The sequence below is a fragment of the Bacillus sp. EB V-12 genome, from assembly GCF_056158125.1.
In genome coordinates this window covers 137907-155366 of record NZ_JBUXJL010000005.1, presented here as the reverse complement: position 1 = coordinate 155366, position 17460 = coordinate 137907, and the positions used below count along the sequence as shown (strand labels likewise).

At 31.7% G+C, this 17460-nt stretch carries 18 protein-coding genes and 1 pseudogene; 12 read left to right on the top strand and 7 right to left on the bottom strand.

The annotated features are described in order from the left end of the window. Positions 1–31: 31 nt before the first annotated feature. From ACZDYH_RS17995 to ACZDYH_RS17985, 3 genes are all read left to right on the top strand, one after another. Positions 32–793, top strand: coding sequence for an ABC transporter ATP-binding protein (locus ACZDYH_RS17995; protein ID WP_060852662.1), 762 nt, complete (start codon positions 32–34; stop codon positions 791–793). After that, positions 783–2630 carry an FtsX-like permease family protein gene (locus ACZDYH_RS17990; protein ID WP_434715053.1) on the top strand — a complete coding sequence of 616 codons (1848 nt, stop codon included), beginning with the start codon at positions 783–785 and terminating at the stop codon, positions 2628–2630. Before ACZDYH_RS17995 ends, ACZDYH_RS17990 begins: the two co-directional genes overlap by 11 nt. Before the next feature lie 233 nt (positions 2631–2863). After that, complete coding sequence (locus ACZDYH_RS17985; protein WP_065705331.1) at positions 2864–3574, top strand: TraX family protein; 711 nt, start codon at positions 2864–2866, stop codon at positions 3572–3574. 137 nt (positions 3575–3711) lie between these two features. Here ACZDYH_RS17985 and ACZDYH_RS17980 read toward each other — a convergent pair whose 3' ends face one another. Further along, on the bottom strand, positions 3712–3822 hold the full coding sequence (locus ACZDYH_RS17980; RefSeq protein WP_000540371.1) for a YjcZ family sporulation protein: 111 nt from the start codon (positions 3820–3822) through the stop codon (positions 3712–3714). A gap of 1520 nt (positions 3823–5342) precedes the next feature. Between ACZDYH_RS17980 and ACZDYH_RS17975 the strand changes: the two genes are divergently transcribed. Next, positions 5343–6869: an FAD dependent oxidoreductase gene (locus tag ACZDYH_RS17975; RefSeq protein WP_434715049.1), complete on the top strand. Its 1527-nt coding sequence runs from the start codon at positions 5343–5345 to the stop codon at positions 6867–6869. A gap of 56 nt (positions 6870–6925) precedes the next feature. On the opposite strand, the gene ACZDYH_RS17970 is transcribed toward ACZDYH_RS17975, so the two are convergent. The 3 genes and pseudogenes from ACZDYH_RS17970 to ACZDYH_RS17960 form a co-directional block, all read right to left on the bottom strand. Then, positions 6926–7321 carry a DUF3221 domain-containing protein gene (locus ACZDYH_RS17970; protein ID WP_000491765.1) on the bottom strand — a complete coding sequence of 132 codons (396 nt, stop codon included), beginning with the start codon at positions 7319–7321 and terminating at the stop codon, positions 6926–6928. A gap of 440 nt (positions 7322–7761) precedes the next feature. Beyond that, positions 7762–8136 carry a hypothetical protein gene (locus tag ACZDYH_RS17965; RefSeq protein WP_474886839.1) on the bottom strand — a complete coding sequence of 125 codons (375 nt, stop codon included), beginning with the start codon at positions 8134–8136 and terminating at the stop codon, positions 7762–7764. 52 nt (positions 8137–8188) lie between these two features. Continuing rightward, positions 8189–8698 (bottom strand): annotated as a pseudogene (locus tag ACZDYH_RS17960) (Y-family DNA polymerase); the annotation flags it as partial. A 586-nt stretch (positions 8699–9284) separates the two neighbouring features. Between ACZDYH_RS17960 and ACZDYH_RS17955 the strand changes: the two are divergent. The 4 genes from ACZDYH_RS17955 (at position 9285) to ACZDYH_RS17940 (ending at position 11780) form a co-directional block, all read left to right on the top strand. After that, positions 9285–10376, top strand: coding sequence for a response regulator aspartate phosphatase (locus ACZDYH_RS17955; protein WP_459070597.1), 1092 nt, complete (start codon positions 9285–9287; stop codon positions 10374–10376). Continuing rightward, complete coding sequence (locus ACZDYH_RS17950; RefSeq protein ID WP_474886838.1) at positions 10376–10534, top strand: Phr family secreted Rap phosphatase inhibitor; 159 nt, start codon at positions 10376–10378, stop codon at positions 10532–10534. Before ACZDYH_RS17955 ends, ACZDYH_RS17950 begins: the two co-directional genes overlap by 1 nt. A 189-nt stretch (positions 10535–10723) precedes the next feature. Then, positions 10724–11518: a hypothetical protein gene (locus tag ACZDYH_RS17945; protein ID WP_474886836.1), complete on the top strand. Its 795-nt coding sequence runs from the start codon at positions 10724–10726 to the stop codon at positions 11516–11518. Between the two features lie 22 nt (positions 11519–11540). Beyond that, positions 11541–11780 carry a hypothetical protein gene (locus ACZDYH_RS17940; RefSeq protein WP_002182105.1) on the top strand — a complete coding sequence of 80 codons (240 nt, stop codon included), beginning with the start codon at positions 11541–11543 and terminating at the stop codon, positions 11778–11780. Between the two features lie 174 nt (positions 11781–11954). On the opposite strand, the gene ACZDYH_RS17935 is transcribed toward ACZDYH_RS17940, so the two are convergent. Together ACZDYH_RS17935 and ACZDYH_RS17930 are read right to left on the bottom strand one after the other, a co-directional pair. Then, on the bottom strand, positions 11955–12227 hold the full coding sequence (locus tag ACZDYH_RS17935; protein ID WP_001043944.1) for an HU family DNA-binding protein: 273 nt from the start codon (positions 12225–12227) through the stop codon (positions 11955–11957). Between the two features lie 138 nt (positions 12228–12365). Continuing rightward, positions 12366–12731: a hypothetical protein gene (locus ACZDYH_RS17930; RefSeq protein WP_474886834.1), complete on the bottom strand. Its 366-nt coding sequence runs from the start codon at positions 12729–12731 to the stop codon at positions 12366–12368. An 888-nt stretch (positions 12732–13619) separates the two neighbouring features. Between ACZDYH_RS17930 and ACZDYH_RS17925 the strand changes: the two genes are divergently transcribed. The 3 genes from ACZDYH_RS17925 to ACZDYH_RS17915 all read left to right on the top strand — a co-directional run bounded on the left by ACZDYH_RS17925 (position 13620) and on the right by ACZDYH_RS17915 (position 14732). Next, a complete protein-coding gene (locus ACZDYH_RS17925) occupies positions 13620–14045 on the top strand; it encodes an HD domain-containing protein (RefSeq protein ID WP_474886832.1) in 426 nt (141 codons plus the stop codon). Between the two features lie 188 nt (positions 14046–14233). Next, positions 14234–14434: a helix-turn-helix transcriptional regulator gene (locus tag ACZDYH_RS17920; protein ID WP_000933886.1), complete on the top strand. Its 201-nt coding sequence runs from the start codon at positions 14234–14236 to the stop codon at positions 14432–14434. Positions 14435–14438: 4 nt separating this feature from the next. After that, positions 14439–14732, top strand: a complete 294-nt coding sequence (locus ACZDYH_RS17915) for a hypothetical protein (RefSeq protein ID WP_284559366.1) — start codon at positions 14439–14441, stop codon at positions 14730–14732. 292 nt (positions 14733–15024) lie between these two features. Here the strand turns inward: ACZDYH_RS17915 and ACZDYH_RS17910 are convergent, their stop codons facing one another. Beyond that, positions 15025–16443, bottom strand: a complete 1419-nt coding sequence (locus tag ACZDYH_RS17910) for a right-handed parallel beta-helix repeat-containing protein (protein WP_474886829.1) — start codon at positions 16441–16443, stop codon at positions 15025–15027. 690 nt (positions 16444–17133) lie between these two features. Between ACZDYH_RS17910 and ACZDYH_RS17905 the strand changes: the two genes are divergently transcribed. Then, on the top strand, positions 17134–17322 hold the full coding sequence (locus ACZDYH_RS17905) for a hypothetical protein (protein ID WP_141530627.1): 189 nt from the start codon (positions 17134–17136) through the stop codon (positions 17320–17322). The last annotated feature ends 138 nt before the right edge of the window (positions 17323–17460 follow it).

Sequence of the window (17460 nt, the reverse complement as noted above, 5' to 3'; positions counted from 1 at the left end):
ATACTGAAAGATACAAAGGAGTGAGGTACTGATGTCAAACACCATTTTAAATGTAAAAGAGCTTCAAAAAGTATATACAGGAGAAATTTCCTATCAAGCATTGAAAGGTATTGATTTTAATTTAAACATGAATGAGTTTGTTGCGGTAATGGGGCCTTCTGGTAGTGGAAAAACAACTTTTCTTAATTGCATTTCAACAATCGATAGCCCAACTAATGGCTCAGTTACAATTAATTCAAAAAATCCTTATGAATTAAATGATAATGAACTAGCGAAGTTTCGTCGCAAAGAATTAGGGTTTGTCTTTCAAGACTTTAACCTTGTTCATACCTTAACAGTAGAGGAAAATATTTTATTACCTTTGGTACTTGATTCTGTAGAAGCTAAAGAAATGAGCAAACGTTTAGAGAAAGTTGCAAATTTTTTAGGTATTAAAGAAATTTTAAAGAAACGTACATTTGAAATTTCAGGTGGACAGAAACAGCGTGTGGCAATTGCTCGAGCTGTTATTCATGAACCAGGGTTATTATTAGCTGATGAACCAACTGGAAACCTAGATTCTAAAGCGGTAAATGATGTTATGACATTGTTTGAGTCAATTAACAAGACCTTTAACACAGCTATTTTAATGGTGACACATGATGCCTATGTTGCTAGTTTTGCACATCGCGTAATCTTTATAAAAGACGGTATTCTTTATAATGAGGTGCATCGAGGCAATAATAAACAGAAGTTTTATCAAGAAATTATGGACACACTTACATTTTTAGGTGGTGGACAGCATGAGTTTTAATCATATTGTCCTTCAAAACATTTTGCGCGATAAATGGACATATATTTCTTATTTTTTGAGCAGTGTATTTTCCATTTTGATATTTTTCTTATTTTCGATTGTAGCATTTCACCCTATGTTAGCGAGCATTCAAACAGGAAGCACACTTAGCCTTGTAATGATACTTACGAGCTGTATTGTATATATTTTTTCATTCGTTTTCATCATTTATTCGATGTTTTCGTTTTTGAAAAAGAAAACAAAAAGTCTTGGCATTTTTATGATTACTGGAGCATCTATGAAGCAAGTGCGTAAGATGGTGTTCAGAGAAAATATGCTTATTGCTGGTATAGCAATTATAAAAGCGATTGTGCTTGGGCTTGTAATCGCCCCGTTGTTTTTAATGGTCACCAAAAGGGTGTTACAAGTGAATAGCTTTGGTATGTATATACCAATACAAGCTATCATATTAACTATTATTTTATTTGCAATTTTATTCTGTATCGTTTCTAAATTTATAACACGTTTTATTAACAAAGAAGAAGCTGTACATCTGTTAAAAGCAGATGTAACACAGGAAAAATTAATTGTGCCTGCACCATGGAAGTTGTTACTATCAGTAATTACCAGCGTATTCTTAGCACTATCGCTCATATTAGAAATGAATTGGGTTGAATCATCTGGAACCATCCATTACATTTTACTATTTGTTAGTTCGCTATTAGCCATATATTTTATTATCACGCAGGGAATGTTTGTATCGATTCATGTATTACAAAAACGACCGTCGTATTACAAAAAAACAAATATGCTTTACGTTTCGAACATAAAGGCCAAAGGTCGCTCACATTCCCATCTTATCTATCTATTAACAATCTTGTTGCTAGGTGTATTTTTATGTACAAATGTACTGTACAGTTCCTATTACAATATAAATACGAGAGCAGAATCAATAGATCCGTACAGCTTTGAATATATCTCACTCTCAGGTAATGCACCGGAAGTTGAAAAGAAAGATATTTCATTTATTGAAAATGCATTAGCAAAACAAGGTAAATACGATGCATATTATTCTGCATTTAAAACAGATAAAAATCATAATATTGGCTTTATGTCAGTTTCAAATTATAATGCTCTTGGTTTTCATAAGACAATTTCACTAAAGGATGATGAATACTATGTTGCAGCAGGAAATAACTATGCTCTTCCAAGTATAGAATTTATTCGTGACTACCCGTTAGGAAAACTTAAATATGCGGGCCTTGAGAAACGAAATATTTTAACTTCAGGTTTCCAAAAGATGTACTATATCGTCCCAGATGCTGTTTATGAAACTATTGACTATCCTGTATTTAAAGTATTTGCTTATGAAATTGATAATTGGACAGAAAAGCTCGACTTGTCCGAAACGATTCTTTCCAAAATTTCAAATATACCAAATGAGCGCCTAATCTCTTCTAAAATTAATGTTTACGAGATTGAAAAAACGACAGTGAGTCTTCTATTCTTTATCGGTTTCATGTTGAGCCTTATCTTCTTGAGCGCGGCAATGAGTATTCTTTATTTCTATCTGCAAACGTCATTTGAAGGAGAAAAAGAAAAATATGCAGGAATCCGAAAACTTGGCTTTTCTTTGAAAGAATTAGTTGCTGTTGTGACTAAGGAGTTGGCAACTTTAATTTTTGTCCCGTTTACACTTGCATCTATTCTTCTATGTGGAATAATGCTTGCAATGCGTAACCATTTTTCATCAGCACTTTATGGAGTCACAGCAATAGGCGTAGGAATATTTTTATTGCTATTTGTTATAAGCTTTTTCATCATTCGACGAAGTTATTTGAAAAAACTTATGAATTAACAATGCATGTTTCTAATAATATAGGTGCTTGATCTAAAAATAACATAGAAAGTATACCTGAAATTATACTTTTCAAGGGGTTCTTTTCATGAAAAAGAACCCCTTGGATAAATAAGAGATGCTCTTACTATAGAAACTTTATATAAGTATATCGTTGATTTAAGAAACAATATAGTTCTCCTAAAGGACTAATAGTATTTGAGTAATATATAAAGTGGAGGTTTTATATTTTTATGAGATTAAATGCTTTTCAATTAAAGATTTTTGCAATGATCCTTATGGTCATTGATCATGTATATACTTACATTCCAGGTATGCCAATGTGGATGCATCATCCAGGACGTATTGTGGCACCAATTTTCTTCTATTTTGTAGTGGAAGGATTCTTTTACACAAGAAGTCGTACAAAGTATGCTACACGTGTATTTATGTGGGCAGCAATTATGTTTGCTGGTTCAGCGACTATTCAATATATCTTTCCGACAGAGACTGGATTATCAAATAATATTTTCTTATCACTTGGGTTTGGGATAGTATTATTATGTTCCATTGATTATATGAAACGTACAAAAAACTATTTACTCGGAATTCCAGCTACAATTATTGTGGGTACATTAGGAATATTTACAGAAGCAAGTTTTATAGGCGTCTTCATGACATTAATCTTTTATTTCTTTAAAGAAAAGAAAAAATGGTTAATTATCACATATGTATTATTTTCATTAATGGATGTCCCATCGTTACTTATGGCGGGAGAAATTTTTACAGACATGGGTTTGTTTGGTTTTAATAACCAATGGATGATGGTATTTGCTTTACCGTTCTTCTTCTTATATAACGGGGAACGTGGTTTAAATAATGCATTCACAAAATATATGTTTTATATTTTCTATCCGGTCCACTTATGGATTATCTATACAATTGGATATTTTATGAGTAAATAAAGATAAAAGTAATAAATTTATAAAAATCTGGAACAAGATAATAAATAATATAGATAAGAACCTCGCCATTTCCATAAGATGGCGAGGTTCTTACGCATAAAGAAAAGACACTCTAAGATGCCTTTTCTAATAGTTTTTTAGCAGAAGCAACTGCATCCGATAATGATTAATAGTATAAAGAGTACAACGAGTAAAGCAAAGCCTCCAGCAAAACCGCAGCCTTCGCCGCAACTACCACCATATCCCATAATATTAGTTCCTCCTTTTAGATAAGAGGATAAAACTAGGGGTCATTCCACGGATTTTAATGGGTTCACCTTACCTTATGTTTTTACGTATGAATTGAGCAGGTCCTTTTGAAAATAAGGGAAAGATAATTTAATGTGCTTCCCCTGAATGTTGTACACATTTTCTAAAAAATAAACTATTTAATTATATCGATAATGTGATTATTTAATATAATGTATTAATCCTAACATAAGGGAGGATTAGCCATACAATTAGTTTGTTTTAAAGTAGTAAATGGACGATACTTTTTAGTTGTAGAAGGTATCGGAGATTCCTGCGCCAATTCCAGCGTTTGCTGCAGCTTTATTAATTGGTTTAGGAGTAATCCCGCTTTATTCTTAATGTAAGGAATTCCAAACAGCTCTACCTTTCAATTGATAAACCCTTAAGCATATGAATGCTTGGGGGTTTTTTATATTAAAAAAGAAAAGACGCCATAAGGCGTCCCCACAAATAGGTAGATAAGACTTTAGTTTTCCAATCTAAAGAAATTTTGTATTAGCTCTTTGAAAGTATATCATAATATCTGATTGATTTATTATGCATTATTACATACTTTTCCCAAACCCTCTAGTTTCTATTAGATAAAATAGAATCCTAATATTACTAAAAATCAAATAAATATTTCTAAAAAAACTAATTATTTACAAGGGTAACAAAAGTGATACATTTAGGGTGCAAATTATAAAAAATATTAAAGCGGGAATAAAGAAGTATTTAAAAAGAACTATTATAAACGGTGAGCAGTTATACAGGTTATATGAACCTGAATCTTGTTAAAAAAGGATACTCATTTGAGTGTACTTTCTTTGATTTGAACCACCTTGATTTTTATAAGATGAATGTTGTAGGAAAATCCCAATAGGACATAATGAAACGAAATACCAACAGGGCTTTAGGTATCCTATCATGCAATAAAATCTTATTATTTAAATGAATTGTTTTGCTAAATTCAAAGGATTGAAAAACGTATTTAAAATTGTAATACCTTTGCAGAGATAATAAAGTTATCTAATTAAGGTACCTGTTCGTTAAAGTGAGTTTTTTAACAGATTACTATTTTAGGGTGAATTCTGTAATGGAATGATACTAGCATTTGTCTATTAGGTTTTCAGAAGGATTTAAAATCGTATATCTAAAAAATATAAACATATATATTTTAAGAGAACTGAGTTTGAAAGTATAACGATAAATGTGCTGGGTTTACTGACACATTGATAACCGAAAAAACAAACTATTCAAGACCAGTGCTATCAGATACTACAATTCTACTAGTCACGTTAATTATTTCTTACTTGTAATAGGGGGGATTGTAGTATTTTAAAATGTATCTGTTTTTATTTCCCTATATGAACTATTATATCAACGGGCTCCTTACTGAAATAATGAAGAATCATCACTTGTTTATTCTGATTTCTGGAAAAGTTTTAATAGATTCATGCTGAACAAACATACTTTTTAGAAAGAGGAGAGATTATAGATGGATAGTCAATTACCATATCAACAGCAAAAAAGAGAAAAGGCACTTGTGATTGGAGCTGGTATTGCAGGCTTACTTACTGCACGCGTGCTTTCCAGTTATTTTGAGACAGTGATAGTTGTTGAAAAAGATGAGTTACCTCAAAAACCATCGGAACGTCCAGGTACACCTCAAGACTTTCATCCTCATCGTGTATTACCACGCGGAGAAATAATTATGAACCGCTTCTTTCCTGGATATGTTGATGATTTATTAAATCTAGGGGCTCATAATGTTAAGAATGATAAAATGATTCGATTTTCTCCGTATGGGGCACTTGAACTAGTTATAGAACGAAAAGGTGCAGCGAGCAGTCGAGCATTGTTAGAATGGACAATCCGCCAACGTGTGCAAGAAATTCCTAATGTACATTTTTATTCAAAGCAAGCGGTGACAGGCCTTATAGCTTCGTCTGATCACAAGCATGTTATTGGAATTCATATTCAAGAACGAGACGAATTAAAAACAAAGCGAACTGTGTTAACCGATTTGGTAGTTGATACATGTGGTCGTCAATCTAAACTCAATAAATGGCTTACATCTATGGGATATGATGTTCCAGAGCCAGAACGTTTAAAGGTGAATTTTGGATATAGCACGAGATATTATAAAGTACCTTCACATATCAAAGAGAAATTGAGTGCAATTTCTGAAGGAGATCCTGCTAAAAACGTTGGTGCTGTAGGGTTATTATATATTGAAGATAACATAGCTCAAGCGCTACTATTTGTTGCTGGAGGTACGCACTATCCACCAACAAATTCAAAAGAATATGAAACAGAACTGGATTCTTTAGTTACCCCTATGATGAGGGAGTTAATTAAAGAGTTAGAACCAATTAGTGCCCCAAGAGGATTTAGAGCGCAGGAGTCAACTCGTCAACATTTTGAACAAATGGAAAATTGGCCATCTGGATTATTAGTGTTAGGTGATGCTTTTTGTAACTTTGATCCCATTTATGGACAGGGAATGACCGTAGCCGCCATTGAAGCTGAAATGTTAGATACTTGTTTAAAAGAACATTCTATTCATCAACCTGGATTCGAACGAAAAGTGCTGCAACGTATGCAACAAGCTATTGAGCCGGCATGGTGGCTGAGTTCAATTGCGGATTTACGTTGGAAAGGTGTTGAACATGTAGGAGCCGTTCCACTAAAAGGTGTGAAATTTGCACAGAAATATTTTGATTTATATCTTAAACAAGCTGTAAAGCAAGCGAATGAGGGTAATTCATCCATGCTCCAAAAATATATAATGATGAATGGGCTAGTTCATTCGCCTCATGAGATCATTAACTCAGATATGTTAAGGATGTTAATCAATGGAGATGAGTCTTCAGAAGAGAATGAGCTTTTGAACGAACTTGGAGAAGTAGATAAGAAACCAATGCAAGAAAGAATACATGAATTAATCCCTTCCTTTACATTAGCTTTTGAGAATAGCGTTCCAAATCTGTTCTCATCCATTTCAATTTCTAATGTCAAATGAGGAAAAGAAACATTGCTCTAATTAGGGCAATGTTTCTTTTATTAGCTAAGCAGTATTTAATCAACTACTTTTTCAATTGTTGGCATTATAGCGATTGGTGGTAAAGAGTAAGTCCAAGCAGCAGCGTATACGTTTAATTTTTCACCTAATTTGTAGTTTTCACCATTGGATACAGGTACTCTTAAAATTTTATTTTGGGAAACTAGCTCCCACCAATTATTCTGATAATAAAGTGCTTCTTCTTTCGTGAAAGTATCAGCAACAATTAAGTAATTATCGTCTGCTGAAATAACATAGCCCGTGAAAGGTATTTGTATTCGTACCTGTTCCTCCTTAATTGGAGAAGTGTTATTGGCAGTATCCGCAGAAGCAGGTGTTAAGCCAAAAGTAAATCCGCACCCTAATGTTAATGTTGTAATTACTGTTAATAATTTTTGTTTTTTTGAAAACATAATAGAAAGCCTCCTTAAATTTTATTACCACACCAACACCTTTCTATTCATTTAGATATAATGCCTTTTTGTATTCAAATATTTAACAATTTTGTCATAAATAAAACAAAATTGTATGTGATATGTATTTTTTTAGAGTGATTTATGATATAATTCACTAGGTAAAGTATTTTCGTGGTTCATCTTTATATAGTTTTTTACCCTACTTACTCTGTAAAATATTATTGGTGAAGAGAGAATGTTTTCTCTCTTCTTTTTTTATTTGACGTTAATAATATCGATAATAAAGGATGTTTAATATTTTTTAGGCTACTTTGTTGTTGGTAGTGAGTTTTGGTACTTATAATAAAATATGGTTTGATTAAGAGATTTAGTCTTGACGTACAGAATTTGCAAAATGTTGGTGTTCCGTCTTTATTCACATCAAATATATTCCAATTTTAAATGAATTCAACATAATATTCTGTATCTATAATCCCAAAGGAAACTTTACATGGAAATGAAATTTTTCCTGCAGAAGCAGCCTGCATACAAGAAATTACCCAAGATTCCAATTCTAAAGGCAAGCGGTATACTTGAATATTACCATCACTGTTTTTTACAGTTACAATCGGTGCATTTACTCTGGTTGTTGCAAAATCGTCCGTTGTTATCATTCTTACTGCATTATTAGTGTGAAAACCAGTGTTTATAACTTCATAAATCTGTCCATCTTTCTCTTTAATAACCATAGGTATATTTAAATAGGGATAGTTTTTAATATCATTATGAATAATTGCTCCTACTGCATTCTTTCTTATTTGAACCTCTTGCATTCTTTTATGCTCCTTTATAATGATTTAAACATGTTTACGTAAATTTATTTTATTTTACATCTATATCTAAAGCTATTTTGCTCATTAAAGGGTTAGGGCCAATTCCTCTTGTGTATTCGATCCGTGTTTTTGCATATATTTCACGTTTAAATGTCAACGCAAATTCATAGGGATTGTTAGCAAATAAATGAATACTATCCGTAATATCCATGAAAAACTCGTCGATAGAATATTGGTGAAAATCTTCAATAGGAACGTACTGTAAAGCTAGTTTTGTTATGTAATTGGAGCATTTAATGTAAGTAGCCATAATGGGATTTACAACTAGAATGTCTTTTCTGCGAGGGATCTCGTATAATCTCGCCATCTTCTTTACTCCCAATTCTTTTAATGGGGGAGTGGTAGCTAATACGATTGAGCCGTTTCTATTTACATTACCGACTACTGCCAATTTTGTATACATAGGATCTAACCCCATTTTGATGCAACTTATAGAAGGGTAAAAGCTACGTAAATCAACACATAAGATGATTCTATTCGGTAAGATACAATAGTCATACACTGTTATTCCTCCCTAAATAAAAAGAATGTTTGTTCTTATTATATACGAACGCGCGTTCTTTTATAAAGAGGTTTTGTTTTAAAATAATTTTTTCAGATATTCTTCTTGTGGGAGCAGCAGTTCTAACAACAATCAGTAATAGGGGGCGTGACACATGTCCATCAAGCTAAAATTTTGAAATACCCACAAAAAGAAAATTTTTATCTCTCTACACCAATTTATGAGAATTCATTTTTTTCGTTTTTAGGATAATGAATTTCTTAACTTGATGGCAATGACCTCACATTAAAGTGGATGGATAATTTCTTTTAATTATTATATTTAATTTTATAAATATATAATTGAAGCATAGGTGTATGATAAACGTATGTAATATCATTCATCCTGTCCATAAATGTGCCCTGGATTTATTAGTATTTCTTTTGCTAAAACCATACTAAATAAGGATCGTAATAAAATTAAAGGTAAAATACACAGAATATTGAAATTTATATATATCAACTTATTTAAAGGTTAATCTAACGTAATGCCATGATACCATGGTTTTACATTAGATATAGATAATTTTGGAAAAGGGGAAGATTCTATGAATGTTCAATTAGAAAATGAACAAATTACAAAATTATTAAACGACTGGTATCAATCCATGTTAAAACAACAATTAGTTAAAGCAAAACAATTAAAAGAGTATATAGACAATGAAATTAACAATGTCAAAGAAAATCAAAACTTAATCTTATATTATTCTTTATTAGATTTTAGATACAAAGCATTAACAGATTGGATAAGTATTAACGAAAGCAGTTTTGATGAAATGGATAATTTCACAACTCCAGCAGATGACTTCCTGGCTTATTATTATCACTTCTTTAAAGCATTTCATTGTACTTTAACATCCAATTACACTGAAGCAAGTGAACACTATGAAAAAGCAAAAGAACTATTAATACACATTCCTGATCCAATAGAACATGCTGAATTTAATTATCGAATGGGATATTTTTATTATCAAATCTATAAACAAGTAATAGCTCTTGATTATATAAAATTAGCTAAAGAAGAATTTTTAAAACATGAAGATTATGAAATAAATGTAGCACTATGTGACAATTTTATAGGTCTGTGTTGTATTGATTTAAAACATTTCGAATTAGCTGAGGAGTCATTTAATAAGGCACTAGACACATTCCAAAAAAATAACCATAAAAATTCTATCCTTATGGTAAGACATAATTTAGCTTGGTTATATTCAAAACAAAATTTATCTAAACTCGCGATTCGTCATGTATCTGAAGTAACAAAGAACAATCCAAACCATTTCAAAGCATTTTTCGTAGAAGCATATGAATACTATAAGATAAATGACCATAATTACAGCAATCAACTAATTCAAAAAGGATTAAAACTTAGTAACGATTTTAACAATCAAGAATTCCAACATCGTTTTAAAATTTTAAAAGCCCTCAACAACAATGTCCCTACATTAACTTTAGAAATATTTGTTTCAGAAGGTATTACTTATTTCAAACAAGAAAAACTATGGGAATGCGTAAAAGAATATGCTGATATCTTAGCTCTAAAGTTTTATGAAGAAAATAACCATAACAAAGCAAGTCAATATTTTTACATGAGCAATACAGCTCAAAAAAATGAATTAGAAAAAGGAGCGTTAAAATAATGAAAAAAATCTATCTAACTATACTTGGAATATCTTTAATTAGTATCCTATCGTTAGGGTTAAACGACTCTTTTAAAAATCAAGCTGTAAATATAGGAGACGGTGGAGGTGCACCAGCAAGACCAGATTATTTATTACAAACACCCGCTGACTTATAAGAAAAAAACACCTTCATTCTTGAAGGTGTTTTTTTATAATCTGATTTTTAAATAAATGAAAAACGGAATATATCAAAGTTCTCTAAGCTAACAACATATTCCAATTATTAGAAAAATATTAAAAATTTTCATTTTTTGTTCTATTATGGAGGTGGGGAGAAATTATACTTATAAGGGAGCTGTATTAGTTTGAAAAAATTTTTAGGATTAGTTTTTGTCGTAGTTATATTAGCTTTTGGATTTTTTCAACCATACTCATTAAATTTAGAAAAAGTTTTTGCACAAGATAATACTAGTAACAATATTAATAATAATACCAAAGAAAAAAATAACGATTGTGTACCTTGTAAAAAACCAGAAAATCTTTCGGAAAATGAAACAAATAAATTTGCTGACGAACAAATTTTGGACAAAGTAAAAAAACAATTAACTGATCTTAAACAAAACAAATTAAGTATTTACTCCACAGCAGATTTTGAATGGAAAGAAGCTGTTAAGGTCGATTATAAAGAGAATAAAACATCGGCGATCATAATTCCTTCAAAAGAAAACCCTAAATCTAATGATACAAAACAATATCTAACTGTAGGATTTAACGAATCTGAAAGTAAGTTTGCAGACCCTACATTTTTAGAGTTGAAAACACCAAATAATGGTGATACGATTCTTTTAACAGTAAAAACATTAGATGGTGAAAATGTAGGGACTTTAGACCTAAATTCAAAAGATGGAAAACTTAATCAGATGAAATTATTCACTGATGGAAAAAGTGAATCAATCTTAAAAGAAAACAATGCAAAAGCAGGTTACTGGGAAGATGTTCAACGTTGTATTAAAAACAACTGGAAAACTATGCCTCAATGGGCTAAATGGGCTTGCGAAGGTGCATGTGGAGGATGTTTATTTGCTAGTCCATATGCATGTGGTGGTTGTCTTGGATGTCTAGCTGGTTACGCAATTGGTTGCGCTGCTAGTCAAATATAAAAAGAAGGGTGTGATTCCTCAAATGGAAATGTCTAAAGGAATACTGTTTTATAGACTAACATTGATTATTGCTTGTTTCGCAGTAGTTGCCTTCACATATCCATCTGAATTCTCTAAATTCGCATTAATCGCAGGTATTGTTGGTATTTTTATTACATTAGATAAAATAATAGCAAAAGATAACAAAAAAAGAGTTTATCTCCTCGTATCATTACTCTTTATAATCGGATTTGCTATAACCTTCTACTACACATTCTTATAAAAATACTTCACAATAGGCGATACTTCAAAAAAAAGAATCCTGGTCTTTAAAGGATTCTTTTTTTTCCCTCCTTCTCTTTTCCCCCCTTAACAAACCAGATTAGCTAGCTAAAACAGGATATGCGAAGGGTAGGGGGCAAAGCTGGGGCGTGGAAAGCCTTTTGACTATGTGTAATTATTTCACTGCCTCTTTTAATTCTTTTCCAGCTTTAAAAGCAGGTGCTTTTGAAGCCGCGATTTGCATTTCTTCACCTGTTTGTGGGTTACGTCCTGTACGTGCAGATCTTTCACGTACTTCAAATGTACCAAAACCAAGAATCTGTACTTTCTCTCCATTTGCTAGCGCATTTGTTACTGTATCTAATAACGCTTGTGTTGCTGCTGCAGCATCTTTTTGTGTAAGTTCAGCTTTTTCTGCTACTACTTTTGTTAATTCTGTTTTATTCATTTTCTGCACCTCTTCATATGTAATTAGGTGACTATTATAACGTGTGTGTATTCATGACGCAATTATACTGTACTTAGAAAAAGCTATAGCAAGAGCAAGAGGACAATGTCTGTGTAAAAGGCATAAGAAGGATATTAATTATCGCTTTAAACTCTGTTCATATTTCTTTACATCTTCCATGGTTTTAAATATTAATACATCAAAAATTCCCTTTTCATTCCCACATACGACAACAAAACCATCTGTTGCTTCCAAAACTCTACCGACGCCACCATCTGCAAGTGTAATACTGGTGATATGTTTTACGTTCAGTTTATCTTCTTTTTGAATGTAAGTAGTTATGGGGGTTCCTACAGGAAATGCGTCTGTGATTTCTTTTGTTGTATATGCGCCATCATCTACTGATTGAGTTTTAGTTGTAATAGAATCAGTTTGAGTGGCACATCCTGTTGAACATATTAAAAGAATGCCAGTAATCATACTTACACATGCTGTTTTTACCATTCACAAAATCCTCCTATAACTGTTCGTATTATCAACCCATTTAGGGTAACAAATTATATATACGAAGTTTGTTGGATTATATGAGTCGTAATTCAAAAAAGATACAGGTATTTTGGCAGAATGTGTTTCAAACAAAAAAAGACACCCTAAGGTGCCTTTCTGCGACTTGAACCAACGTAATATGGTATTGGATGCCAATCCAATTATTATTTTCCCACATTAAGTAATTTTGGTTGTTGAGAAATATAATTCAAATCTATATGTTGTTTATTTTTGCTTCGTTAGCTTTTTTGTAATGGATTCTTCAACCTGTTCAGATTTACTTTTAATTTCATCGGTAATTGCTATCTTGCTACCCTGGTGCACACAATACAGGTATTTGTTGCACCAGAACTAAAAAAGTAATTAAATGTAAAAAAGTTAAAAGTCGAAACGTATGTTATTATTATATTGAGAATTATAAATTAAATGTGGCATCTGGAAGGGAATAGTTATAAATGAAAAAAATAAAGGGGAAGTTATCTTTTAGCATTGATATTATAGGTTGTATCCTTTGCATTATAATGTTTATTATAAGTCTTGTTAATTTTAGAACATGGGTGCATCCTTTTCTATTCTTTATCTGCGGACTAATTTTCTTCATTAATATAGTAAATACTCGTAAGGGAAAAGTGCATAATTCAAATTAAAATAAAATTGTATCCGTATAATCAAAAAACGCTATTCTGTTTGTAGAAATATACAGAGAGGATGGCATTTTTTATAAATTTTTTGTTTCAAGATGAACTCCAATGATTTGCTGAGGGATTGTATCAATATTTTCCTCCTTCACTTTTAGAACAGCTTGCTAGAGGGGGAGATTTTGTTTAAAGAAAGGGAGTTTTTGCGATGTTACCTGATTATATAAAGATAGCTCATGAGATAGCTAAAAAAGCACATGCTGGACAAGTAGATAAAGCGGGTGTGTACTATATCAAACATCCTGAGGCAGTTGCTAGCTTTGTAAATACGGCCGAAGAGAAAGCTACTGCTTATTTACATGATGTTCTTGAAGATACTGAGATAACAACTGTTGATTTATTAAATGCTGGTATACCTCATAACGTAGTTGAGGCAGTGCAGGTACTGACAAAAGAGAAATACACGCCTTATTTTGAGTACCTGAGCAAAGTGAAAGAAAATTCTCTTGCCCGTACTGTCAAACTTGCAGACTTAAAACATAATTCTGATCGCTCAAGACTTGCTAGAATAACAGATAAAGACCTAAAACGATTGGAGAAGTACCGCAAAGCGATTCAGTTTTTAGGGAAATAAAAGAAACAGCAACTTCTTTAGTTGTAATTTCCTAGAATACTAGTCGTTTGAAGAGACAACTTCTTGCAAATATTCAATGTTCCTCATATAGTATTTTTAACAAAATGTAAAAAATAGTGCACAATATGTTAAAGATTATATTCAAAATGTTAAAAATAGGATAAAATGTTTATGGGAGGTGGAGGTAGTTGTTAAACAACCGGATAGTTGTTTGTCGTGCCGAAAAAGGTTGGACACAGCAAGATTTAGGAGAGAGAGTAGGTGCTAGTCGACAGACTATCGCTTCTATGGAAAGGAATAAATATAATCCCTCTTTAATTCTTGCATTTAAAATAGCCCAAGCTTTTGGAAAACCATTAGAGGAAGTTTTTGAATTTAAGGAGGAATAAACAAATGGAATTTATAAAGTATGCTGTAATTATTATTATAGTTTTATCATGCTTAAGTGAATTATATATGTTTAAATTTCAAAAAAGCCAAGAGGCAAGAGATGAGAGAGGTTTAGAAATTCAGTATAAAACTACTAATTTTTTATATAATACTCTTTATCTGGGAATAGTTATATTATTTCTCCTTAACATACTTCAATATATTACAGCAGAACAATTTGTGAATATCCTCTTATATTTCTTTATTTCTTTAGGGATAATAAAAGTTGTTTATTCATATTGGAGAAGGAGCTATTAAATATAAAAAGAAATACTAAAAATAAGGGGTTATATTTTTAATATACTTGTTCTTGAATTAATAATAGATTAATTTCTGCGGAGGTATTAGTACTTAATATCAAGAGAAATTAGCCGCAGCTTACTAAATATAATTATAGGTACGCCTCTGTACTTAAAGAATAAATACAGAGTTTTTATAAACATGGGAAAATTGCAGTTTCAATTGAAACTGCAATTTTTAATTCATCCTTGCCATTATAGGGGAGGGGATTTGAAGTGTTTTAAGATAAAGTCATTTTAGTAAACTTGCTTCATTTTAAAGTAAGTTTGAATGAAGGGGATAATTTGCTAAATACACTATGTTGTTCATTTCCTTCTTGGTTCATACCAGCTTGATAAGATGTAAAGCCTTTATACGTTTTTCTTTTCCATTGCCATAAGCCATTAGCTTGATCGAATTCACCATAGTAGTGATTGTAATCCAGTTTGTTTCCAGTGTTTTTATTAAAATTATTGCTAATAAAAATACGGCTATTACTTGCATAGATTTGGTTATTGGTAATTACATTGTTCCGAGTATCGTAATTTAACTCGATTTGGCCACTCTCTTGATCTTTTGTATCATTTTTATAAATTACATTGTTCGTAATCGTGTTATTTTCAGCATATCCTTGCTTACTGTCATATCCACCAATTGCAATACCACTCATGATATTATTGGATATCGTATTGTCTCTAACGGTAATTTGGCTTGCGCTTTTTCCTGCATGTTCGCTTGCCACCTCAATACCAAGGTCGTTTTCATAGCTTTGATTTTGCTCAATGATAATTTCCTTTCCGCCATCCACGTAAATACCATCAGCTGAATATTCATTATAACTCGTATTATTGATGGATGAATTGTGATGGACAATGTTATTACGAACAACTCCATTCCGTGCTTGATCTAAAGCAGCTACTGGAGATACGCCTTCATGTCCAATCAGAACAATTCCGATGTTGTTGTTATCATGTACCTTGTTATTGGTAACTTCAAAGGAATCTACATTCCCATTCACAGCAATTGCTTCACTCAGTCCTAACTTCAAATTTGCTACTTCGTTATTATCGATGACAATATGATTTAAATTATTTTGTGCACTAGATGAAGTACCGTATACAGCAATACCGTGTGCATTTCCGTCCTTAACATTTGCTTCAATGTGGTGAATATAATTATTTTTAATATCGATGTAACTTCCTGTTCCAGTGATATAAATACCAATAGGGGTTTCGTTAACTTTCGTTGACTTTAAGTTACGAAATTCTAATCCTTTTACTTGAATATAGTTTTTGTCTTCTATTGTAAATAACCCATCATCTTCTAACTTGACTTTAGAACCATCAAGAATGACTTTTTCATCCTGGTAATTTTGAAAAGTAATGGGTGCTCCTGAGGCACCAGAATGATTGACACGGACTTTTTGGTTATAAACTCCGCCTCTTATGTAGATTGTACTTCCTTCTTTAGCGACGTTAGCAGCCTTTTGAATGGTAGCAAAAGGTTGATCTAATGTACCGGGATTGAGATCGTTTCCTGTTGGAGATACATAGTAATTTGTAACAGGATTTGCATTGTTATTGGATTGTGCAAAGATAGAGGTAGGGAGTGTGAAAATTAACATACTGAAAGAAAGGATAAAGATAAAAAGCGATTTTTTTAATGAGGGAAATATTGTTTGATATTTCATCATGATCCTCCTTCTTTATTAAGCATTCCTTCTCAACTATATAATTCAAACAGACGATTTATATCTTGTACTATAAAAAAAGACCGAGTAATGTATTCTAGATCAAGAAACATCAACTCCTATGGTCTACGTATTTTATCTGAAACTGAATTGTTAATAGCTCATGGTCTTTCGTATAAAATCAAATCATATATACGTGTATTTAAAGAAATATGGCTATTACTATCGGTAGACGAGGGAGTGAGGGATACTGATAGTAATTTTAAAGCGTATAAAGTCGATGTATACGAACTAAATGTAAAAGTATTCTTGATTTAAATCCTTCCTATTCCTGATATACGTCAATACTATTAGTTGAATATTCGTTATACGCAGTATTATGAATAGATAAATCGAAATGGATATAATTATTTCTAATATCAATGTAACGTTTTGTTACCGGTATATCTTATTTTAATAATCTATAATAATCCTTCAATTTGTAGAATTCATTAGTGACTCAAGAATGACGCTACATGGTGGATTTCAATATAAAGAAATTGAAAATACATCTCTAAAAAGAACTCCCCTTGAATCATAAAGATTTTCATAGTCATTGATCTTTTTGTACAAAGTGTATTTGTATTTCTTTATAGAAAAAAACTGCCTCCCAATCGTTAGACATGTCTAACAGTTGGGAGGCAATTTTTTGTGCTCACTATAGTAGAGCATAAAAAATTTAATCACCATTCTTTTAATTTATATCATTACGAAGGTGAACGGGAAAAGAACTTTGCTGAATATGTGTCTGTTCTTTTAATTTGTGTAATTACGGAGATGAAACAGAAAAGAACTCCGCTGAATTTTATCTTTATCGGCTGTTTATTTAGCCGAGTGTAACCAAAAAACGAACCCTCGTCTAGTATTGATTTTCTAAGAATTGAGAGTTCTTTTTTATGGCTCATATACAGTAGAGCCATAAAAAAATTTAATCACCATTCTTTTAATTTATATCATTACGAAAGTGAATGGGTAAGA